General features: G+C 72.6%; 24 protein-coding genes. 11 read left to right on the forward strand and 13 right to left on the reverse strand.

Annotated elements, in window-relative coordinates:
• Positions 1-6: 6 nt before the first annotated feature.
• Positions 7-1140, forward strand: coding sequence for a histidinol-phosphate transaminase (locus KBZ08_RS07665; RefSeq protein WP_254972286.1), 1134 nt, complete (start codon positions 7-9; stop codon positions 1138-1140).
• A gap of 22 nt (positions 1141-1162) precedes the next feature.
• Here KBZ08_RS07665 and KBZ08_RS07670 read toward each other — a convergent pair whose 3' ends face one another.
• The 8 genes from KBZ08_RS07670 to KBZ08_RS07705 all read right to left on the reverse strand — a co-directional run bounded on the left by KBZ08_RS07670 (position 1163) and on the right by KBZ08_RS07705 (position 6874).
• Positions 1163-1831 carry an MBL fold metallo-hydrolase gene (locus tag KBZ08_RS07670; protein ID WP_254972362.1) on the reverse strand — a complete coding sequence of 223 codons (669 nt, stop codon included), beginning with the start codon at positions 1829-1831 and terminating at the stop codon, positions 1163-1165.
• Positions 1832-2018: 187 nt separating this feature from the next.
• Complete coding sequence (locus tag KBZ08_RS07675; protein WP_106219360.1) at positions 2019-2615, reverse strand: aminodeoxychorismate/anthranilate synthase component II; 597 nt, start codon at positions 2613-2615, stop codon at positions 2019-2021.
• Positions 2616-2624: 9 nt separating this feature from the next.
• Positions 2625-3098 carry a diacylglycerol kinase family protein gene (locus tag KBZ08_RS07680; RefSeq protein WP_106219359.1) on the reverse strand — a complete coding sequence of 158 codons (474 nt, stop codon included), beginning with the start codon at positions 3096-3098 and terminating at the stop codon, positions 2625-2627.
• A 68-nt stretch (positions 3099-3166) separates the two neighbouring features.
• Complete coding sequence (gene ybeY, locus KBZ08_RS07685) at positions 3167-3691, reverse strand: rRNA maturation RNase YbeY (RefSeq protein WP_106219358.1); 525 nt, start codon at positions 3689-3691, stop codon at positions 3167-3169.
• Positions 3688-3882 carry a DUF3285 domain-containing protein gene (locus KBZ08_RS07690; RefSeq protein ID WP_106219357.1) on the reverse strand — a complete coding sequence of 65 codons (195 nt, stop codon included), beginning with the start codon at positions 3880-3882 and terminating at the stop codon, positions 3688-3690. The genes ybeY and KBZ08_RS07690 overlap by 4 nt, the downstream gene beginning before the upstream one ends.
• A gap of 20 nt (positions 3883-3902) precedes the next feature.
• A protein-coding gene (gene prfB, locus KBZ08_RS07695) for a peptide chain release factor 2 (protein WP_254972287.1) occupies positions 3903-5028 on the reverse strand; the annotation gives its coding sequence in 2 pieces (ribosomal slippage) (positions 3903-4952 and positions 4954-5028; 1125 coding nt in all).
• 32 nt (positions 5029-5060) lie between these two features.
• Entirely contained in the window at positions 5061-6083 is a 1023-nt protein-coding gene (locus KBZ08_RS07700; protein WP_254972288.1) for an aromatic acid exporter family protein, read from the reverse strand.
• Complete coding sequence (locus KBZ08_RS07705; protein WP_254972289.1) at positions 6080-6874, reverse strand: FUSC family protein; 795 nt, start codon at positions 6872-6874, stop codon at positions 6080-6082. The genes KBZ08_RS07700 and KBZ08_RS07705 overlap by 4 nt, the downstream gene beginning before the upstream one ends.
• Positions 6875-7051: 177 nt before the next feature.
• Here KBZ08_RS07705 and KBZ08_RS07710 point away from each other — a divergent pair, with 177 nt between their 5' ends.
• Entirely contained in the window at positions 7052-7330 is a 279-nt protein-coding gene (locus KBZ08_RS07710; protein ID WP_286160909.1) for a glutaredoxin domain-containing protein, read from the forward strand.
• Complete coding sequence (gshB, locus tag KBZ08_RS07715) at positions 7327-8316, forward strand: glutathione synthase (protein WP_254972290.1); 990 nt, start codon at positions 7327-7329, stop codon at positions 8314-8316. Before KBZ08_RS07710 ends, gshB begins: the two co-directional genes overlap by 4 nt.
• A 12-nt stretch (positions 8317-8328) precedes the next feature.
• Here the strand turns inward: gshB and KBZ08_RS07720 are convergent, their stop codons facing one another.
• Positions 8329-9717 carry an isochorismate synthase MenF gene (locus KBZ08_RS07720; protein WP_396122389.1) on the reverse strand — a complete coding sequence of 463 codons (1389 nt, stop codon included), beginning with the start codon at positions 9715-9717 and terminating at the stop codon, positions 8329-8331.
• Positions 9718-9791: 74 nt separating this feature from the next.
• On the opposite strand from KBZ08_RS07720, the gene menA reads away from it, so the two are divergent.
• From menA to KBZ08_RS07745, 5 genes are all read left to right on the forward strand, one after another.
• Entirely contained in the window at positions 9792-10781 is a 990-nt protein-coding gene (menA, locus tag KBZ08_RS07725; protein ID WP_106219350.1) for a 2-carboxy-1,4-naphthoquinone phytyltransferase, read from the forward strand.
• Positions 10778-11788 (forward strand): enolase C-terminal domain-like protein, encoded by a 1011-nt coding sequence (locus tag KBZ08_RS07730; protein WP_254972292.1) that lies wholly within the window; start codon positions 10778-10780, stop codon positions 11786-11788. Before menA ends, KBZ08_RS07730 begins: the two co-directional genes overlap by 4 nt.
• A gap of 83 nt (positions 11789-11871) precedes the next feature.
• Positions 11872-13125 (forward strand): AMP-binding protein, encoded by a 1254-nt coding sequence (locus tag KBZ08_RS07735; RefSeq protein WP_254972293.1) that lies wholly within the window; start codon positions 11872-11874, stop codon positions 13123-13125.
• A 15-nt stretch (positions 13126-13140) separates the two neighbouring features.
• Entirely contained in the window at positions 13141-13407 is a 267-nt protein-coding gene (locus tag KBZ08_RS07740) for a TM2 domain-containing protein (RefSeq protein WP_106219347.1), read from the forward strand.
• Complete coding sequence (locus KBZ08_RS07745; RefSeq protein WP_106219346.1) at positions 13407-13598, forward strand: hypothetical protein; 192 nt, start codon at positions 13407-13409, stop codon at positions 13596-13598. The genes KBZ08_RS07740 and KBZ08_RS07745 overlap by 1 nt, the downstream gene beginning before the upstream one ends.
• Here KBZ08_RS07745 and KBZ08_RS07750 read toward each other — a convergent pair.
• Positions 13595-14038, reverse strand: coding sequence for a thioesterase family protein (locus KBZ08_RS07750; RefSeq protein WP_254972294.1), 444 nt, complete (start codon positions 14036-14038; stop codon positions 13595-13597). The two genes, KBZ08_RS07745 and KBZ08_RS07750, sit on opposite strands and share 4 nt — an antisense overlap.
• 118 nt (positions 14039-14156) lie before the next feature.
• Here KBZ08_RS07750 and KBZ08_RS07755 point away from each other — a divergent pair, with 118 nt between their 5' ends.
• Positions 14157-14843 carry a hypothetical protein gene (locus KBZ08_RS07755; protein ID WP_106219344.1) on the forward strand — a complete coding sequence of 229 codons (687 nt, stop codon included), beginning with the start codon at positions 14157-14159 and terminating at the stop codon, positions 14841-14843.
• A 12-nt stretch (positions 14844-14855) separates the two neighbouring features.
• On the opposite strand, the gene KBZ08_RS07760 is transcribed toward KBZ08_RS07755, so the two are convergent.
• The 3 genes from KBZ08_RS07760 to KBZ08_RS07770 all read right to left on the reverse strand — a co-directional run bounded on the left by KBZ08_RS07760 (position 14856) and on the right by KBZ08_RS07770 (position 17455).
• Complete coding sequence (locus tag KBZ08_RS07760) at positions 14856-15653, reverse strand: acyl-CoA desaturase (RefSeq protein WP_254972295.1); 798 nt, start codon at positions 15651-15653, stop codon at positions 14856-14858.
• A gap of 207 nt (positions 15654-15860) precedes the next feature.
• The gene (locus KBZ08_RS07765) at positions 15861-16274 is read right to left on the reverse strand and encodes a DUF2752 domain-containing protein (RefSeq protein ID WP_254972296.1); all 414 of its coding nucleotides are present in this window, start codon (positions 16272-16274) and stop codon (positions 15861-15863) included.
• A complete protein-coding gene (locus tag KBZ08_RS07770) occupies positions 16271-17455 on the reverse strand; it encodes an NAD(P)H-quinone oxidoreductase subunit H (RefSeq protein WP_106219341.1) in 1185 nt (394 codons plus the stop codon). The genes KBZ08_RS07765 and KBZ08_RS07770 overlap by 4 nt, the downstream gene beginning before the upstream one ends.
• 43 nt (positions 17456-17498) lie before the next feature.
• Between KBZ08_RS07770 and rsmH the strand changes: the two genes are divergently transcribed.
• Positions 17499-18413, forward strand: coding sequence for a 16S rRNA (cytosine(1402)-N(4))-methyltransferase RsmH (rsmH, locus tag KBZ08_RS07775; RefSeq protein ID WP_254972297.1), 915 nt, complete (start codon positions 17499-17501; stop codon positions 18411-18413).
• Positions 18414-18423: 10 nt separating this feature from the next.
• Complete coding sequence (locus KBZ08_RS07780; protein WP_106219339.1) at positions 18424-19008, forward strand: DUF456 family protein; 585 nt, start codon at positions 18424-18426, stop codon at positions 19006-19008.
• Positions 19009-19040: the final 32 nt, after the last annotated feature.

Raw genomic sequence — 19040 nt, forward strand, 5'->3', positions numbered from 1 at the left:
GCCGCCGTGACCAGCCCCACCCCAGGCGAGAGCCCGGCCGTTCCCCCCTGCCCCCGGGCCCGGCCGGAGGTGGAGACCCTCACGGCCTACAGCGCCCCCCTGGAGGGGCGCCGCGGTCTGCTGCGGCTTGATTTCAACGAGAACACCGTCGGCCCCAGCCCCCGGGTGGTGGAGGCGATCCGCGCCATCCCAGCCGATCACTACGCCATCTACCCCGAGTACGACGGCCTGCGGGAGGCGGTGGTGCGCTCGCTGGGGTGCCGGGGCCTCACGCCGGCCCACATCGGCCTGTTCAACGGGGTGGATGCGGCCATCCATGCCGTCTTCCATGCCTTCGGCTCGCCGGGCGACCGCCTGCTGACCACCAGCCCCACCTTCGGCTACTACACCCCCTGTGCCCGCATGCAGGGCATGGTGATCGAGGCGATCCCCTACCGCCTGCCGGATTTCGCCTTCCCGTTCGAGGCGATCCGGGCGGCTCTGGAGGCCCCGGGAACGGCGGCGGCTACCCCACGGATCCTGCTGATCTGCAACCCCAACAACCCCACCGGCACCCGCCTGGCGCCCGGGCCCATCCTGGAGCTGGCGGCGGCGGCGCCGCACACCCTGGTGGTGGTGGATGAGCTCTACGAGGCCTTCACCGGCGACAGCGTGCTGCCCGTCGCCGATTTCGCCGCGGTCCCCAACCTGCTGGTGCTGCGCTCCCTGGCCAAGACGGCCGGCCTGGCGGGCCTGCGCATCGGCTTCGCCATCGGCGCCCCGGCGCTGGTGGAGCGGGTGGGCCGGGTCTGCGGGCCCTATGACATCAACAGCTTCGCGGTCACCGCCGCCCATGCCGCCCTGGCCGACCAGGCCTATGTGGATGGCTATGTGGCCGAGGTGCTGCGCGCCCGGGACCGGCTCGTGACCCAGCTGCGCCAGGCGGGCGTGCGCCACCATGCCGCCGGCGGCAACTACCTGCTGCTCTGGCCCCGCCGGCCGGCCGCGGCGGTGGATGCCGACCTGCGCCAGGCCGGCATCCTGGTGCGCTCCATGGCCGGCAAGCCGCTGATCGACGGCTCCCTGCGGGTCAGCCTCGGCACCGGTGCCCAGATGGAGCGCTTCTGGGAGGCCTACCGCCGCATCGACGGTCTGGGGTGAGGTGCGAGGGCCGCCGCCGGCCTCAGCGCATCACCTCCACCACCACCCCATCCCCCAGGGGCGGCACCACCGAGATGGTCCGGCCGCTGCGGCGCACGGTGGCTCCCACCATCGCCTTCAGGAACGGCTCCACCGACCCCTGGTCGCACCCGGCCGGGGGTTTGCCGGTGGTGTACTGCACCGGAATCACCCGGCGGGCCTGCAGCTCCCGGGCCACCTCGGCCGCCTCCTGGCCGGTGTAGACCTTGCCGCCGCCGCCCACGCCGACGATCAGCACATCGGGCCGTCCCAGCAGCACCCGATCGGCGGGGCTGAGGCGACCGGCGGTGCCGCCGAGGTGGGCGATGTCGAGACCGCCCTGGCGCCAGCGCCAGAGGGTGGCGTTGCCGAAGCGGCGGCCGCCCACCCGGTCGTGGGGGGCGGCGATGCCCTCGATCTGCAGGCCGGCCAGCCGGTAGGAGCCCGGCTTCACCAGGAACTTGCCGCTGGCCACCTGGGCGCCCTCATCCTTGAGCAGGCTGCTGGCCAGGATCACATCGGCGCTGACGCGGGGCACGGGCAGCCCGGCGGCGCACCCCACGGCCTGGAACGGGTTGACCAGCACCCGGGCACCACCCCCCTGGATCAGCAGGGCGCTGTGGCCCAGATGGGTGATCGAGACGCCGCCGCCCTTCTGGGCCACCGCCGGCATCGGCAGGGTGAGTCCGGCCGCCAGGGCCAGACCCGCGCCGAGGCGCAGCCCCGCACCCAGGCCCAGCCCTGGGGTGCTGGTCCTGCGCAGGGCTGTCGCAGATCCGGTCAGCGCTGTCGCGGACCGGCTGGTGGGGTCAACCATGGAGTCGCGTCTGGCCCCACCGGGCCCGGGATGTGGCGCGAAACTAGCAGTGGGAGGCCTGGCGCAGGAAATTGGCCAGCAGCTGGTGACCGGCCTGGGTGAGCACGCTCTCCGGGTGGAACTGCACCCCCTGCAGATGGGGATGGTCGCGGTGCTGCAGGCCCATGATCGTGCCGTCCTCCAGCCAGGCGGTGATCTCCAGGCAGTCGGGAAGGGTCTCCCGCTCCGCGATCAGGCTGTGGTAGCGGGTGGCGGTGAGGGGCTCGGGCAGCCCTTCGAACACGCCGGCGCCGCGGTGGTGGACCGGTGAGGTCTTGCCGTGCATCAGCTCGCCGGCCCGCACCACCCGCCCCCCGAACACCTGGGCCAGGCACTGGTGCCCCAGGCACACCCCCAGCACCGGCACGGTGGGCCCCAGCTCCCGCAGCACCTCCAGGCAGACCCCGGCCTGGTCCGGGTCACCGGGGCCGGGGGAGATCAGGATCGCCGCCGGCTCGAGGGCCCGGATCTGCTCCAGGTCGAGGGCGTCGTTGCGTTCCACCCGCACCTCGGCGGCGAGGGGGTGGTCGGCGGCCAGTTCACCCAGGTACTGGACCAGGTTGAAGGTGAAGCTGTCGTAGTTGTCGAGGACCAGGAGCATGGGGACGGTCTAGACGCCGAGGCGGATCAGCAGGGGGGGCACGAGCAGCAGCAGGGCGATCAGCAGCGACGAGAGGGCGGCGACGAGCACGGCGGCGGCGGCGCAGTCCTTGGCGATGCGGGCCAGGGGGTGGAACTGGCGGCCGATGGCGAGATCCACCACCGCCTCGGTGGCCGTGTTGAGCAGCTCCAGCACCAGCACCGCCGCCACCGTGAGCACCAGCACCGCCAGGCGGTCGGCGGCCAGCCGCAGCCACAGTCCCAGGCCGAACACCACGGCGCCGGTGACCACATGGATGCGGAAGTTGCGCTGGCTGGCGAAGCCGTAGGCCAGCCCCTGGGCGGCGTAGCGGAAGCTCGCCGGCAGGTCGCCCGCCACCTTCCACGCCCCCACCCTCAGGCGCCTGCCGCGGCGGTGCACGTCGCTGGCCACGTCGCTGGGTACTTGGCGGAGGGCCGGCGGATGTTCCTCGGGAACGAGCATCGGCATCGCACCGCCGTTGGAGGGACAACCGGCACCCTACCGCCGATGGTCGCTGGGAACAGCCCCTGTCAGGAGGGGGACGCCTCCAGCAGCGCCGTCTGCCGGGCCAGCATCGCCTCCAGGCTGTCGTCATCGGGGTGATCCCAGCCCAGCAGGTGCAGCAGGCCGTGGCTGGCCAGGAACAGCAGTTCGTCCTGGAGGCCGTGGCCGGCCGCCTCGGCCTGCCGCCGGGCCGTGTCGAGGGAGATGACGATGTCGCCCAGCTCCAGCCAGTCCGGCTCCACCCCCGCGGGGGCGGGCGGCGCCTCCTCCTGGGCGGCGAAAGCCAGCACGTCGGTGGGGCCGCTGTGCTGGCGCCAGGCCTGGTTGAGCTCCGCGATCGTGGCGTCGCCGGTGAGCTCCAGCCCCAGGCTGTAGCCCGCGGCGCGCAGGGAAGCCGGCAGCTCCGGCAGCAGCTGGGCCAGCCAGGCCCCCAGATGGCCGCACCAGAGGGCTTCGGCCACGGCGGGGTCCGTCAGGGGCTCCGGGGCCGGGGCAGCGCCGGAGCCCCCGGACTCCAGGCTGAAGGCCAGGTCGATCTCCGGCGCCGTCATCCGGGCAGGCTAGGCCGCCCCAGCCAGGCGATCAGCAGCAGGAACCCGCACAGGCCCAGGGCGGTGAGGCCGAAGTGCAGCAGGCTCTGGCGGCCCTTGCGAACCATGTTGCGCATGGCCAGCTTGACGAAGCTGGGGCTCTCCTCCCCCGGTGCGGCGGGGGCGGGCGGGGGGCTGGGGCGCTCGGGCATGGGGGGCGCTGCGGAGGGGATCAGGCGGCCGCGTCGGCGGCGATCTCCACACCCTGGCGCAGCAGCGACTGGATGAAGGGATCCAGATCCCCGTCCATCACCCCCTGAACGTCGGTGGTCTCCTCGCCGGTGCGCAGGTCCTTGACCATCTGGTACGGATGGAACACGTAGTTGCGGATCTGGTTGCCCCAGGCCGCCTCCACGATGTCGCCGCGGATGTCGGCGATCTCGGCCGCCCGCTGCTCCTGGGCGATCACCAGCAGCTTGGCCATCAGCAGGGCCATGGCCTTTTCCTTGTTCTGGAGCTGGGAGCGCTCCTGGGTGCAGCGCACCGCCAGACCGGTGGGGATGTGCAGGATGCGCACGGCCGTCTCCACCTTGTTGACGTTCTGGCCGCCGGCTCCGCCCGAGCGGGAGGTGGTGACCTCCAGGTCCTTCTCGGGGATGTCCAGCTTGACCTCCTCCTCGAGCTTGGGCATCACCTCGACGCCGGCGAAGCTGGTCTGGCGCTTGTCGTTGGCGTTGAACGGAGAGATCCGCACCAGCCGGTGGGTGCCCTTCTCATTGCGCAGGTACCCATAGGCGTAGCGGCCGTCGATCTCGATCGTGCAGCTCTTGATGCCAGCCTCCTCCCCCTCGGAGAGCTCGTCCATGGTCACCTTCATGCCGTGGTCCTCGGCCCAGCGGGTGTACATCCGCATCAGCATCAGGGCCCAGTCCTGGGCGTCGGTGCCGCCGGCACCGGCATTGATCGAGATCACCGCCCCCTCCTTGTCGTAGGGGCCGCTTAGCAGGCGCTCCAGCTCCCAGCGGTCGAGGGCCCCCTTGAGGCTCTGCAGGCCGCCGTTGGCTTCGCCGAGGAGCTCCTCATCGGGCTCCAGGTCGTACAGCTCCAGGGTGGCGCGGGCGTCGTCGATGGCCGCCTGCCACTGCTGCAGCTGTTCCAGCTGGGCCTTGACCTCGTCCAGCTGACGCATCTGCTTCTGGGCCTGCTGCTGGTCGTCCCAGAAGCCGGGCTGGGAGGCGAGCTGCTCCAGGTCCCGTTGGCGGGCTCTCAGGGCCGGTACGTCAAAGACAGTCCTGGGCATGGCCCAGGCGGTCGGTGAGCTCGGAGAGGTCGCGCTTGAAGTCGGTGAGATCCAGCAAGGGGAAGCGAATCCGGCGATGGCCCGACCCTATCAGCGCCCCCCATCCGGCTGCTGGGGGGACTGGGGCAGCCGGATCAGGGCATCCGTAAGCAGCAGCAGCCGGCTGGCGATCAGCAGCTGGGTCCGGGCTTCCTGTGGCGCCGCATCGGTGGCCTGGGGCGCCGGCGGCGGTCCCGGCAGCGCCGCGGCCAGCTGCTCCCGGCAGCGGCCCAGGTCCGCCAGCGCGTCCGGGGCCTCCCGCCCCTCGACGAGCGCCCCGATCCGGGTCCGGCCGCTGTCCAGCAGCCGCGGGATCAGCCCGGGCGGCATCCACTCCGCTGGGGCCTCCTTCTTGAGCAGCAGGCAGAGATCCCGCGCCGCGCTCATCACCGTGCTGCCGTGCTGCAGCTGCTGCTGGGCCCGCAGCACCGCCTCGTCCGGCTGGCCGTGGATGAGGGTCCGCTCCGCCGCCAGCTGGGGCAGCCGGCGGCGCAGGCCATTGCGGCGTTCCCGCAGGGCCTCGACCTGCTGCTCCGGCGCGGGACTGGTCGGCAGGCGCTCCAGGAAGCGGGCCAGATCGAGCAGCCAGCCGTCACAGGAGGCCTGCCAGGCGCTGGAGGCCCGCTGGCTGTAGATCTGCCGCGACACCAGCACCCCCAGGATCACGCCCAGGATCGTCATCACCGTGCGCCAGAACCCGTAGTGCCACCAGGCAGCGCCGTGGTTCATCAGGCTGCCCGCCACCACATGCCCGCCCACCACGAAGCCGCTGGTCAGACCGGCGGCGAACCCGAACAGCCGCACCAGGGTCAGTCCCACGAAGACGCCGAGGGCGCTGGACAGGCCGCCCAGGATCCCCGCCCCGATCACCACGGCGAGCAGTCCCAGCAGGGTGCCGATGATCCGCTCCCGCCCGGCCAGCACGCCGCCGCCGAGGTCGGTCTCGAGAATCGTGAGCACCGCCAGGGCCAGGAACAGGCCCTCCGGCAGCGCCAGATGGTGGCAGGCGGCCACCACCAGCGCCAGGACCGCCCCGTTGCGCACGATCACGGCCGACCGTCCCGGCGCTGTCATGGCGCTGATGCCAGGCTGCGCAGCCGCAGCAGGGCCTCGCGGCAGGCGTCGGCATCGATGGAGCGCAGCACGGCCGGCACCCGCACCAGGGCGACGGCGTGGCGCAGCGCCTGCTCGAGGGCCTCGTGCCGCTCCTGCATCCGTTCACTCGCCAGGCCGAGGGCCTGGGGGCTGCGCAGCACGGCGGCGTGCACGGCGCAGTGGGCGCCATAGGCGCCGATCAGCTCCTCCGCCCCGTCGGGGGACGTGCCAGCCAGCAGGGCTTCGATCCGGCCCTGCAGACCCCGCTCACTGTCCTCCAGGCGCTGCAGCGGCGAGCGGAACCAGAACAGGCGCTCGACGGCCATGCCCAGCAGCAGCCCGAGCAGGTGCCAGCCGGTCCTGTCGACGACGTACCAGCCCCCCATCCGCTCGTGGGCCGGCACCGCCAGGATCAGGACGGTCATGATCACGGCGTTCATCAGCGTGGCCGGACTCAGCCCCAGCCGGCGTCCCAGCAGCTGGATGAGGACGTAGCCGATGCCGATGGCGAGCCAGTTGTGCAGGGCCAGGGTGAGCAGCACCACCACGGCGCCGCCAAACACGGTGCCCACGATCCGCGCCCAGGCCGCCTCCCTTGACGCCTCCGGTGTGGGCAGCAGGCTGCGGGCGGCGCCGTAGACCACGTAGAAGCCGTCGATCGCGTTGACGTCCGGTCCGGCCGCCGCGTGGATCCCGGCCGCCAGGAACCCGGCGAACCCCACCTGCAGGGCGTTGCGGATCTGCTGGGGCGAAGGGGGACGGGGGCGCATCGAGCCGACGGACCATGCGCCGCCGGGGAATCAGGCCACAGGATGCCGGGCCTTCGCCGATCGGCCCAGGCGGATCTGGTGGGGCATGGACGGTCCCCTTAAGCTGCGCGATGACGCCCCATGTGAGACCGGATGGAGATCCCAGGAGTCCCCCCAGAGCAATCCGGGCAGGACGCCGTGGAGGAGAAGCCGCCGGCCAAGGTGGAGATCTACACCTATCGCTTCTCCCCCGACTGCATCCGGGCCAAGGGTCTGCTGGATCGGCTCGGGGTCACCTACAACGAATTCATCATCGACGACGACGAGATCAACAAGGAAGTGATGATGAAGCGCTCCGGCGGCCGCACCAGCGTTCCCCAGATCTTCATCGACGGCATCGCCATCGGCGGCTATGTGGAGCTCGCCAAGCTCCACACGGCCGGAGAGCTGGGCCCCATCCTGCGTCTGGTCGCGTGAGCCCCGATCGGGATGCCCAGCTGTTCGTGGTCGATCCGATCACGCGCCTGCGGCCGGCCAAGGATTCCAGCGTGGCCCTGATGCAGGCGGCCCAGCGGGCCGGTCTGGCGGTGTGGGTCTGCACCCAGGCCGATCTCTCCAGCGCCGCTGCGGACGACGGCCGCCACCGTCCCCGGGCCTGGGCCCAGCCGGTGCGACTGGCCCCGATGGTCGCCACCGCCGAGGGCTGGAGCGTGCCCGATCCCTGGGTCGAGGCCGATGGGCCCCGTGACATGCCGCTGGATCACTTCCGCTGGATCTGGATGCGCAAGGATCCGCCGGTCGATGAGGCCTATCTCTACGCCACCCAGTTGCTGGAGCTGGCCGAGCCCTTCGGGGTGCGGGTGCTGAACCGCCCGGCCGCCCTGAGGTCCTGGAACGAGAAGCTGGGCGCGCTGCGCTTCAGCCATCTGATGGCGCCATCGCTGGTCAGCGCCCGGGTGGAGCAGCTGGCCGCCTTCGCCGCCGGCCACCAGGAGGTGGTGCTCAAGCCCCTGGCGGGCCGGGCCGGCCAGGGGGTGGTGCGGACCGCATCGGCGGCTCCCGGGCTGCGGTCCCTGCTGGAGCTGGTCACCCTCCAGGAGACGCTGCCGGTCATGGTCCAGGCCTTTCTGCCCGCGGTCACCGCCGGCGACAAGCGGATCCTGCTGGTGGACGGGGAGCCCCTCGGCGCCGTGAACCGGTTGCCGAAGGCGGGGGAGTTCCGCAGCAACCTGGCCCTTGGCGGTGCCCCGGTCGCCGCCGACCTCACCGACGCCGAGCGGCACATCTGCGCCGAGCTGGCGCCCGTGCTGCGGGCCGAAGGGCTCTTCTTCGTCGGCATCGACGTCATCGACGGCCGCCTCAGCGAGATCAACGTCACCAGCCCCACCGGCGTGCGGGAAGTGGAGCGGCTGGGCCGCCGGCCCCTGGCTGATCAGGTGATCGAGCGCCTGCTGGCCGGCTGAGGGGGGTCCGGCTCAGCCGAAGCCAGCCGCCACCGGCAGGTTGAGCTGCTGCTGCAGCACCCCGAGCTTGAGCGCCACCTCCTGCAGCTCCCGCTCGGGGTGGGAGCCCCGCACCAGCCCTGCCCCGGCGGTCAGCTCCAGCTGACGTCCCCGCAGGGTGCCGCTGCGGATCGCCACTCGCAGGTCCGTGTCGCCCTCGGTGTCGATCCAGCCGATCGGGGCGGCGTAGTGTCCCCGCTCGAACGGCTCCAGGCTGCGCAGCCAGGCCATCGCCTCGCGCCGGGGCAGGCCCGCCACCGCCGGGGTGGGATGGAGCGCTTCGGCCAGGGTGAGCGGGGCCTGGCCGCGGAGCGACGCCGTGATCGGGGTGTGCAGATGGACCAGGGAGCCGTGGCGGGCCAGCCGCGGCCGTCGCGGCCGCCGCGGATCGAGGCCCGCCTTCTGCAGCACCGCGGTGATCGTCTCCACCACCAGCTCGTGCTCGTGGCGGTCCTTGCGCGACTGGAGCAGAAGATCGGCCGGCTCCCCCAGCGGCGCGGTGCCGGCCAGGGCATCGCTGCGCAGCTGGCCCTGCCGCAGGGTGAGCAGCCGTTCCGGCGAGGCCCCCACCAGCGCTTCCCGCTCCGAGCGCTGCCAGAGGAAGCGGCAGCTGCCGGGCTGGCTGCGGCGCAGGTGCGACAGCAGGCTGAGGGGATCGAGGGGACCATCCAGCAGCAGGTGCTGACGCACCGCCAGCACCAGTTTCTGCAGCTCCCCCCGCTCCACCAGCTCCAGGGCCCGGTCGAGGGCGGAGCGGTAGCCCGCGTGCCAGTGGGAGCCATGGGCGATGCCCACCGGAGTGTCCCGGCCCGCCATGGAAGGGCTGGGGCCGGCCAGGGCCTCGAGCCGCTGGCGGGTGTCCCAGAGCTCCTCGGCCACGCTGCGGGCCGTGACATCGCCCCCGAGGCTGCGCTGCAGCCGCAGCCAGCAGTGGCGGCCCTGGCGGCTCAGCTGCCAGGTGGGCAGGACCGCCTGCACCCCCGCCGCCCCGGTGCCGGGGTGCAGCGGGCTCTCGAAGAAGGCGAAGGCCAGCAGCACGCGGGGCCGGGCCAGGGCCGGACAGGGGGCCGGTTCGCTGGCCAGGCGGCTGAGGCTGAGGCTGCTGAAGCGCTGGGCCAGCTCGAAGCGCCGCGGACCGCTCAGCTCCAGGCTGTTGCACTGGCCGGCGGCGGCGATGCTGAGCCCCGGGGCGCCGTCCCAGAGGAAGCGGAAGTCCCCGCCGCTGCCCAGGTGGGTGAGGGCCACGAGCGGGTCGAAGGCGGCCATCGGAAGGGCCAGGCTGAGCACTCCCTCCTCCTCCAGACGCCGGCTGGCGGCGGTGGCTGCCGAGAGCAGCGCGGGGAAGGTGGCAGGGGCCTGCACCAAGGGGCCGCGGGACCGGGGCGGAAGGCTGCTCAAATGTATGGGCCTTTCCCCGCCCAACGCCCGCGGCCCCCATGTCTGAGCCACAGGTCGTCGCAAGCCGTTACGCCGCGGGGGGTGGCGCCGCCTCGGAGGCCTCTTCCCGCGGCCGCCTCTGGCGGGCGGCGGTGAAGTGGCCCATGTACGCCGTGGCGGTGATGCCGGTGCTGCTGGCGGCGGGATGGCGGCTGGGCCAGGGTCTGGGTCTGCGGCCCGGGCAGCTGCTGCTGTTCCTGCTGGCGGCCGTGCTGCTGCTGGCCTGGGAGAACCTCGCCAATGACGTCTTCGACGCTGACACCGGTGTGGACACCCACGGCAAGCCCCATTCGGTGGTCAACCTCACCGGCCGTCGGGATCGGGTGCTGGCCCTGGCCAACGGCTGCCTGGTGGTGGGGCTGGGCCTGATGGCCCTGGTGGCGCTGCGCAGCAGCGCCGTGGTGCTGCTGCTGGTGCTGGCCTGCTGCGGCCTGGGCTACCTGTACCAGGGACCCCCGTTCCGCCTCGGCTACCGGGGCCTGGGGGAACCCCTCTGCTGGCTGGCCTTCGGCCCCTGCGCCACCGCCGCCGCCCTGCTGGCCCTGGCCCCGGCCGGGGAGGGGGCGGGCGGGGTGCCCTGGGGGGACGCCCTGCTTCTGGGCAGCGGACCGGCCCTGGCCACCACCCTGGTGCTGTTCTGTTCCCACTTCCACCAGGTGGACGAGGACGCCGCCCATGGCAAGCGTTCGCCGGTGGTGCGTCTCGGCACCCGGCGCGCCGCCGGCCTGGTGCCCTGGTTCGTGGCCGCCGCCCTGGCGCTCCAGTGGGCGCCGGTGCTGCTGGGCTGGTGGCCCCTCACGGCCCTGCTGGGGGCCATCGGCCTGCCGCCGGCCCGGGCCCTGATCCGGCTCCTCGGCGAGGAGCACCACCGGCCGGAGCGCATCGTCGGCAGCAAGTTCCTGGCCCTGCGCTTCCAGGCTTTCAACGGCCTGGGGCTCGCCTGCGGCCTGGCCCTGGGCCCCTGGCTGACGGCTCTGGCGGGCCGGTGAACGCCAGGGCGGACGGGGGGGCGGGGCCGCTGGGGCCCCTGGAGCTGCGGGTGAGGGCCTTCGCCTTCCGGCTGCCCCGGCCGCTGCAGACGGCCAACGGCACGGTGGCGGCGAAACGGGGCTGGCTGCTGCGGCTGCAGGGCCAAGGCGGCGGTGTCGGCTGGGGCGAGGCGGCCCCGCTCGACCCGGGGGAAGCCGACGCGGTGGCTGCGGCGCTGGAGGGCCTCGGCTCCGCCGTGGAGCGGGAGGATCTGGAGCGCCGCCTGCCCGCCCTGTCGCCCAGCCTGGCCTTCGCCCTGGGGGCGGCCCTGGCCGAGGCCGACGGAGCGGTGGGGGCGGCGGCCGGCGGCTGGCTGGCCGCCCCCCCTTCGGCCTGGCTGCTCCCTGCCGGTGAGGCGATGCTCGCCGCCCTGGAGCGGGGGCTCGCTGGCGCCGCTTCCCTGCCGCCCCTGTCGCCGCCCACGTTCAAGTGGAAGGTGGCGGCGGCGGCCGATGGGCTGGAGCGGGGCCTGCTGGAGCGGCTGCTGGAGCGCCTGCCGGCCCATGGCCGCCTGCGGCTCGACGCCAACGGCGGCTGGGACCGGGCCACCGCCGCCGCCTGGGCGGAGCGGCTGGGGCCGGAGCCGCGGCTGGAGTGGCTGGAGCAGCCCCTGCATGCCAACGACCAGGAGGGCCACGAGGCACTGGCCCTGCGCCTTCCCGTGGCCCTGGATGAATCCCTGCGGCAGTGGCCCCAGCTGCGGCAGCGCTGGGCGGGCTGGCAGGTGCGGCGTCCGTCCCAGGACGGGGACCCCCGGCCCCTGCTGGCCCAGCTGGGCCGGGGGGCTCCGCAGCTGATGGTGAGCACCGGCTTCGAGACCGGCATCGGCGCCCGCTGGACGGCCCACCTGGCGGCCCTGCAATGGCGGGGGCCGACGCCGGTGGCCCCCGGTCTGGCGCCCGACTGGTCCCCGTCCGGCCCCCTGTTCGATCCCGACCCCGAGCGGGTCTGGGCGGCGGCGGCCTGAGCCGGAGCCCGCGCTGGCGCCCATCACCAGCCCTACCGTGCCCGAAAGCGTCGCCTGAGCGTGGCGCTCCGCCGAGACCCCGCGTGGCCGATCCCCCCTGGGCGCCCCTGCTGCTCGATGCCGCCCGGGCCGACGCCGAGGCGGTGGCGGCCCGCCTGGAGCAGGCCTGGGAACGGCAGCGGCTGGTGGCCCTGGCGGGCCAGGGGCAGCAGGGGGAGCTGGCGGCGGCCCTGGGCGGCGCCCCGGGGGCGCTGGCGGAGCTGGAGCGGTTCGGGGCCGCCGTGGTGGTGGGCAGCGGCGGCAGCAGCGGGGGGCGGCACTGGTGTCTGCAGCCCCTGGCCCACCTGCAGGCCTCCGCCGCCGCCACCGCCGCCTGGCTGGAGGGCCTGGGCCTGGAGCCGGCGGCCTGCCTCCACCTCGACCCTCTGCCCCTGCACCACGTCAGCGGCCTGCTGCCGCTGGTGCGGGCCCGCCGCTGGGGAGGGGAGCTGCGCTGGCTGGCCCCGTCGCTGCTCCGCAGTCCGGAGCTCCTGCCCGAGGCCTGTCACCTTCCCCGGGGGCGGCCCGTGCTGCTCTCGCTGGTGCCCACCCAGCTGGCCCGGCTGATGGCCAGCCCCGCCGCCACGGCCTGGCTGGCCGGCTGCGCCCTGATCTGGGTCGGCGGGGCGGGGCTGCCGGCGTCGCTGGCGGCCGCCGCCCGCCGGGCCCGGCTGCCCCTGGCCCCCTGCTACGGCACCACTGAGACCGCCGCCATGGTGTGTGCCCTGCCGCCGCAGCGCTTTCTGGCCGGCGTACAAGGCTGCGGCGAGCCCCTGGCGGACGTGGCCCTGCGCCTTGATGGGCCCACCGGGGCCGTGGAGGTGCGCTGCGCCCGCCTCAGCCCCGGCCGGCTGGTGGCGGGCCGCTTGCAGCCCCTGCCGCTGCAGCCGGACGGTTGGTGGCGCAGCGGCGACGGCGGCCGGATCGGGCCCGAGGGGCTGGAGCTGCTCGGCCGCCTCGATGGGGCCCTGCACAGCGGCGGCGAGACGGTGTTCCCGGAGCGGCTGGAGGAGCGGCTGCAGGCCGAGGCGGCGCAGCGGGGGGCGGGCCTGGCGGCGGTGCTGCTGCTGGCCCGGCCCGATCCGGAGTGGGGGGAACGGCTGGTGGCCCTGGTGCGGCCACTCAGGCAGGAGGAAGGGGCGGAGCTGCTCGGGCGGCTGCAGGCCATCACGGCCGATTGGCCCCCCGCCGAGCGGCCCAGGGGCTGGCACCTGTGCCCCTCGCTGGCGCCCACCGCCGCAGGCAAATGGCAACGGGGACGTTGGCAGCGCTGGCTGGACTCGCTAGAAGCCTTCTGAAACGCCCCTGCAACGATGACCGAAAGTCAACAGGTCGAGACCAGCAACAAGAAGCTGGCGGCAGGGCTGCTGGCCATCTTCCTGGGGTCGCTGGGCATCCACAAGTTCGTCCTGGGCTACAGCAAGGCCGGGCTGATCATGTTGCTGGTCACGGTGCTCACCTGCGGCTTCGGGGCTTCGGTGATGGGGATCATCGGAGTGATCGAAGGCGTCATTTATCTCACCAAGTCCACCGAGGAGTTCCAGGCCCAGTACATCGACGCCACCCGGGAGTGGTTCTGATGCCCGTGCTGCGGCCCGCAGCGGGTCGGCCGCGGCGGCTGGCCCTTCTCCTGGTGGCGGGAGGCGGGCTGGTGAGTTTCCTGGCCCTGGCCTCCACGCCCCACGACGGCCTGCACCCCCTGGCCCTCATGGCGGCACTGCTGCCGCTGCAGCTGGCAGCCCTGGCCTGGGCCGGGATCCACCGCCGCTAGGGGCCCGTGCGGCTGGCCTCCAGCCACGCCCCGATGGCATCGGGCAGGGCCGTCCTCCGCCGGCTGGACGCCTCAATGGCCACGTGCCGGGTCAGCCCCGTGGCCGCCTCCAGACCCTCGTGCAGGAAGCGGTAGCCAATCTCGAAGCTGCCGCCGTCGAGCTGCAGGGGCCGCAGCTCGATCGCCAGAGGATCGCCGCAGGCGAGAGGCCGCCTGAAGTCGGCGCTGACATGCACGATCGGCAGGGCCACGGCCGGCATCCGGCGCGGCCCGGGGAAGATCTCGCCGGCCACCACGCCAAACCGCTCCAGGCTTTCCTCGTAGGCCACATGGCACCAACGCAGCAGCTGGTGGAAGTGCATCACCCCGGCGGCATCGGTGTCGCCGAAGCGCACCGTGCGGCAGAGCAGCAGCCAGTCGGCCGGGTCGGATGGGGACATGCAGCCTCAGGGGCGCTCCTCGACCCATGCTGATGCCCCCTTCTGCCCCCGGCAGGTCTGAAGCCGTTGCTGGCCCGGCGGAACGCCCCTAGGTTCCGCCCAGTACGAACCCTTCCCCTTGGCCGCCGCGATCGCCTACGAGCCCCCCAGCATCTCCAAGGCCTGGGCCGCCTTCCTGGCCCACATCCCCACCATCCTGCTGATCTGGGTGGTGACGATCGTCATCGGTGTCATCGGCGTCGTGGCCTCGCTGGCGCTCACCACCCTGGGGGTGGGTCTCTCCAGCGGCGCCGCGGGTGCGGAGGCCGCGGCAGGCCTGGGGGCGGTGCTCGGCAACCTGGTGCAGCTGCCCTTCACGATCCTCTCCAATCTGGTGGGGGTGCTGTTCGTGGCCGTTCCGGCGATGCACTACGCCAGTGGCGAGATCATCGATGCCGAAGCTGCCCTGCGGGTGCTGATGCAAAGGCCGGTGCGCTACATCCTGGCCGGCGCCCTGTTCACGGTCGTGGCGGCGATCGGCTTCGTGCTCTGCATCCTGCCCGGCCTCGCCGTCACCCTGGTGATGCCGGTGTACGTCAACAAGGTGTTCCTCACCGACAGCCCCATTCTCGACGCCTTCTCCTCCTCGTTCCAGGCCGTGTACGGCTCGCCCCAGGGCCGGGTGTTCGCCGGCATCGAGCTGCTGGCCTGGCTGCTGGTCCTGGTGGTATCGGTCTTCACCTGCTTCCTGGGCTCGCTGGTGGCGGTGCCGGTGGCCACCTTCTACATCCAGAACGCCGCGTACCACCGGGGGGTGCTCAGCTGAGGGGACACCGCCTCAGGGGCGTGCCCGCTCGAGCAGTTCCTCCGCCGCCGGCAGTCGCAGCCGATCCGCCCAGCCCAGGCGTTCGAGGCCGCGGATGAAGACATAGGTGGGATCAGGCAGCGGCCTGATGCGGCCCCCTCGCACCCCATAGCCCTGCCGCACCGACCACTGGAAGGCGTGGTGGAGGTTGTGCCAGCCCTCTCCGAGGGTGATCAGCGCCACCCAGCCGTTGTTCCGGCTCATGTCGTTGGTGAGGAACGGCCGCTCACCGGCGATGTGGGCCAGAGAATTCACCGTGGCCACGCCATGGAAGAGCAAGGTGGTGCTCAGGAAGAAGGCCGCCAGCCACTCGGGTCCGCCGAGCAGATAGGACACCCCGCCCAGGGCCAGCAGCGGCACGAAATGCAGGCGGTCGATCAGCCTGAGCACAGGATCCGCCTCCACATCGGCGGGCAACCGCTCCGGGAAGAACGAGGGTGCCAGGAGCCAGCCCGCCTGCGAGCGCCAGAACCCACCCAGGCCTGCCTCAGGCTTCAGGGGAGAATGGGGATCGAGGTCGGTGTCCACATGGCGGTGGTGGGCCAGGTGATGGGCTTTCCACCAGCTCGGTCCCATCTGCCCCGCCGAGGCCCCCACCAGGGACCCGATCCAGTGCACCAGCCTGGGCGCCCGGTAGCTGCCATGGGTGATCAGGCGGTGGTAGATCGCTGTGGTGGCCAGCATCCGGATCAGGTAGAGCGCCAGCGCCCAGCCCGCGGCCGCCAGGCTCAGGCCGGTGGCCAGCAGCAGCAGGCAGCCGAGGTGCGACACCAGGATGAAGACAGGCCCCAGGGCGTAGAGGAAAAAACGAACACGACCGCTGTCCAGGGGGAACGTCTGTAAAGAGGAGTTCACACTAAGTGCTGGCCCCGGGAAGCCGAGCACGCCATTCCAGTTCTGAAGCCGGGATGGGGTCCTCGGGTTTCGCCGCCCTCCACCGTCAGCCGCAGCGTGGCCTCGGCCGTGCGTGCCGGGTCCTCATCGAAGCGGAAACGCCTGCAGGCCCATGCCGTAGGTCAGCCCCATGCGGCCGGCCCAGTAGAGCAGCAGCAGCGCACCCATGGCCGCCAGGTGCCAGCCCCGCAGCACCCGGGGCACCAGCCGGCCGGTGTGCAGGGCGTTCAGCGACCAGAGCACCAGCCCGGCGGCCAGCACCGGGCCGAAGGCGTGAAGGGCCACGGCGTCGTCGAAGCGACCGACCAGGCTCGCCGCCGTGGCCCGGGTGAGATAGCAGGTGGGGCAGGGGATGCCGGTGAGGGCCCGCAGGGGGCAGCTGAGGCCGGGCAGCCCCGGATGCAGCCCCTTGAGCACCAGCAGACCGGTGGCCCCCAGCGGCAGGAGGGGGCCGCAACGGGCGAGCCGGCGGATCCAGCGCCGGCCGGCCGACGTCACCGATCCACCGAACCCATGATCACGTCGATTGAACCGAGGATGGCCATGATGTCGGCCACCTTCGCCCCCTTGAGGATGTGGGGGAGGATCTGGAGGTTGTTGAAATCGGCGGCGCGGATCTTCCAGCGCCAGGGGGTGACGTCGTTGTTGCCCATGATGAACACGCCCAGTTCACCCTTGCCCGATTCCACCCGGCAATAGAGCTCGCCATCGGGAATCTTGAAGGTGGGCGCCACCTTCTTGGCGACGTACTGGTAATCGAAGCCGTACCACTCGCTCTTCTTGCCTTCGGCCATCCGCCGGGCTTCCAGATTCTCGGTGGGGCCGCCGGGAATCATGGTGATGGCCTGGCGCAGGATCTTCAGGGACTGGCGCATCTCCTCGATCCGCACCCGGTAGCGGGCGTAGCAGTCGCCCTCCTTCTCCCACGCCACCGACCATTCGAAGTCGTCGTAGCACTCGTAGTGGTCCACTTTGCGCAGATCCCAGGGCACGCCGGAGGCCCGCAGCATCGGGCCGGAGAGGCTCCAGTTGATCGCCTGCTCCCTGCCGATCACCCCCAGCCCCTCGATACGCTTGCGGAAGATGGGGTTGTTGGTGATCAGTTTTTCGTACTCATCGATCTTGGGACCGAACCAGTCGCAGAAGTCGGCACACTTCTCCAGCCAGCCATAGGGAAGATCGACGGCCACCCCGCCGATGCGGAAGTAGTTGTTGTTGATCAGCCGCTGGCCGGTGGCCGCTTCCCACAGGTCGTAGATCATCTCCCGCTCCCGGAAGATGTAGAAGAAGGGCGTCTGGGCGCCCACGTCGGCGAGGAAGGGGCCCAGCCAGAGCAGGTGGTTGGCGATGCGGTTGAGCTCCAGCATCAGCACCCGGATGTAGCTGGCGCGCCTGGGCACCGGCACGTCGGCCAGCTTCTCCGGGGCATTCACCGTGATCGCTTCGTTGAACATGCCCGCCGCGTAGTCCCAGCGGCTCACGTAGGGCACGAACATGACGTTGGTGCGGTTCTCGGCGATCTTCTCCATGCCGCGATGCAGATAGCCGATCACCGGCTCGCAGTCGATCACGTCCTCGCCGTCGAGGGTCACCACGAGCCGCAGCACCCCGTGCATCGACGGGTGATGGGGGCCGAAATTGACCACCATCGGCTCGGTGCGGGTCTCGAGCTGGGTCATGCCCTTCGCAAGGAACGGAGTGCCGGGATCTTAGGAAGGTGAGATGGCCGTTTCGTTCACCCATCTCCCGGTTCTGGCCGATTCGGTGCTCGCGGCCTTCTCCGGGTTGCCTGGACAACCGGCCGACGCCGGTGACGGGGCTGCCGAGGCCGGAGAGCCGCTACTGCTCGATTGCACTCTCGGCGGGGGCGGCCACAGTGCCCTGCTGCTGGCGGCCCACCCCGCTCTGCGCCTGATCGGCCTCGACCGGGACCCCGCCGCCCGTGCCGCCGCCGCGGAGCGGCTCGCCCCCTTCGGCGACCGCGCCCGGATCGAGGCGGCCAACTTCGCCGACTTCACCCCGCCCGCTCCCCTGGTGGGGGTGCTGGCCGATCTGGGAGTCAGCAGTCCCCAGCTGGACGAGCCCGGCCGGGGCTTCAGCTTCCGCGCCCCCGGCCCCCTCGACATGCGCATGGATCCCGATGCCGGCGAGACCGCCGCCGAGCTGATCGACCGGCTGGAGGAGTCGAGGCTGGCGGACCTGATCCACGGCTACGGCGAGGAGCGGCTGTCACGCCGGATCGCCCGGCGCCTGGTGGCCGAGCGCCCCTGGGCCGGCAGCGGCCGCACCACGGCCGATCTGGCCTACGCCGTGGCCGGCTGCTTCCCCCCCAAGGCGCGCCACGGCCGGATCCACCCGGCCACCCGCACCTTCCAGGCCCTGCGGATCGCGGTCAACGATGAGCTGGGCGCCCTCGACCGGCTGCTGGAGCGGGCCCCCGATTGGCTGGTGCCGGGCGGGCTGCTGGCGGTGATCAGCTTCCACTCCCTCGAGGACCGGCGCGTCAAGACCGCTTTCCTCAGCGACCCGCGCCTGGAGCGGCTCACCCGCAAACCCTTGGTGGCCAGTGAGGAGGAGGAGCAGGCCAACCCCCGCAGCCGCTCCGCCAAGCTGCGGGTGGCCCGCCGCGTGGCCTGAGCCGTTTGCCATGACCCCGGTCAGCCTGCCCAGCCTCGACCGCGCCGATCTGCTCTGGTGGATCGCCCTGCTGATCCAGGCCCTCGCCATCCCGGGCACGGTGCTGCCGGTGGCGCCCGGCCTGACCCTGCTGCCTGTGGGCGCCCTGCTCTGGTGCTGGGCCGTCGGCTGGGCCGCCGGCTGGCCGGCCCTGGCCCTGGCCGTGGTGCTGCTGCTCCTGGGCTGGGGGGCCGAGGCCCTGGGCCTGCTGCTCGGCCCGGCCCGGCTGCAGGCCACCCGCTGGAGCTACGTCGGGGCCGGCGTGGGGTTGCTGGTGGGCCTGCTGGGGCTGCTGCCGGCCCTGCCGGTGGGCGGGCCCCTGCTGGGGGCCCTGGTGGGTCCGCTGCTGGGGGCCAGCCTGGGTGAGCTGATCACGGCCCCCCCGACCCTCGGCCCGCCCGGCCTGGGCCGGCTGCGGCGCTCCCTGCTGGTGGGCCTGGCGGTGGTGGCCGGGATGCTCGTGAGCCGGGTGGCCCAGCTGCTGCTGGCCCTGGTGGGGGTGCTGGGCTTCGTGCTGCTGACGGTGGGCCCTTTCGCGCCCGGAGCCGGCGGCTGAGACGGCAGCCGAGACGGCAGCTGAGACGGTGC

The organism is Cyanobium sp. Candia 9D4, from assembly GCF_024346155.1.
GTDB lineage: Bacteria > Cyanobacteriota > Cyanobacteriia > PCC-6307 > Cyanobiaceae > Cyanobium > Cyanobium minutissimum.

Coding starts and splice junctions, on each gene's coding strand:
- KBZ08_RS07680 (WP_106219359.1), bottom strand. CDS start 3,098: ATGCTCGTTCCCGAGGAACATCCGCCGGCCCTCCGCCAAGTACCCAGC.
- KBZ08_RS07705 (WP_254972289.1), bottom strand. CDS start 6,874: ATGCGCCCCCGTCCCCCTTCGCCCCAGCAGATCCGCAACGCCCTGCAG.
- KBZ08_RS07745 (WP_106219346.1), top strand. CDS start 13,407: ATGCCCGTGCTGCGGCCCGCAGCGGGTCGGCCGCGGCGGCTGGCCCTT.
- KBZ08_RS07740 (WP_106219347.1), top strand. CDS start 13,141: ATGACCGAAAGTCAACAGGTCGAGACCAGCAACAAGAAGCTGGCGGCA.
- KBZ08_RS07780 (WP_106219339.1), top strand. CDS start 18,424: ATGACCCCGGTCAGCCTGCCCAGCCTCGACCGCGCCGATCTGCTCTGG.
- KBZ08_RS07750 (WP_254972294.1), bottom strand. CDS start 14,038: ATGTCCCCATCCGACCCGGCCGACTGGCTGCTGCTCTGCCGCACGGTG.
- KBZ08_RS07700 (WP_254972288.1), bottom strand. CDS start 6,083: ATGACAGCGCCGGGACGGTCGGCCGTGATCGTGCGCAACGGGGCGGTC.
- KBZ08_RS07770 (WP_106219341.1), bottom strand. CDS start 17,455: ATGACCCAGCTCGAGACCCGCACCGAGCCGATGGTGGTCAATTTCGGC.
- menA (WP_106219350.1), top strand. CDS start 9,792: ATGTCTGAGCCACAGGTCGTCGCAAGCCGTTACGCCGCGGGGGGTGGC.
- rsmH (WP_254972297.1), top strand. CDS start 17,499: ATGGCCGTTTCGTTCACCCATCTCCCGGTTCTGGCCGATTCGGTGCTC.
- KBZ08_RS07690 (WP_106219357.1), bottom strand. CDS start 3,882: ATGCCCGAGCGCCCCAGCCCCCCGCCCGCCCCCGCCGCACCGGGGGAG.
- KBZ08_RS07675 (WP_106219360.1), bottom strand. CDS start 2,615: ATGCTCCTGGTCCTCGACAACTACGACAGCTTCACCTTCAACCTGGTC.
- ybeY (WP_106219358.1), bottom strand. CDS start 3,691: ATGACGGCGCCGGAGATCGACCTGGCCTTCAGCCTGGAGTCCGGGGGC.
- KBZ08_RS07670 (WP_254972362.1), bottom strand. CDS start 1,831: ATGCCGGCGGTGGCCCAGAAGGGCGGCGGCGTCTCGATCACCCATCTG.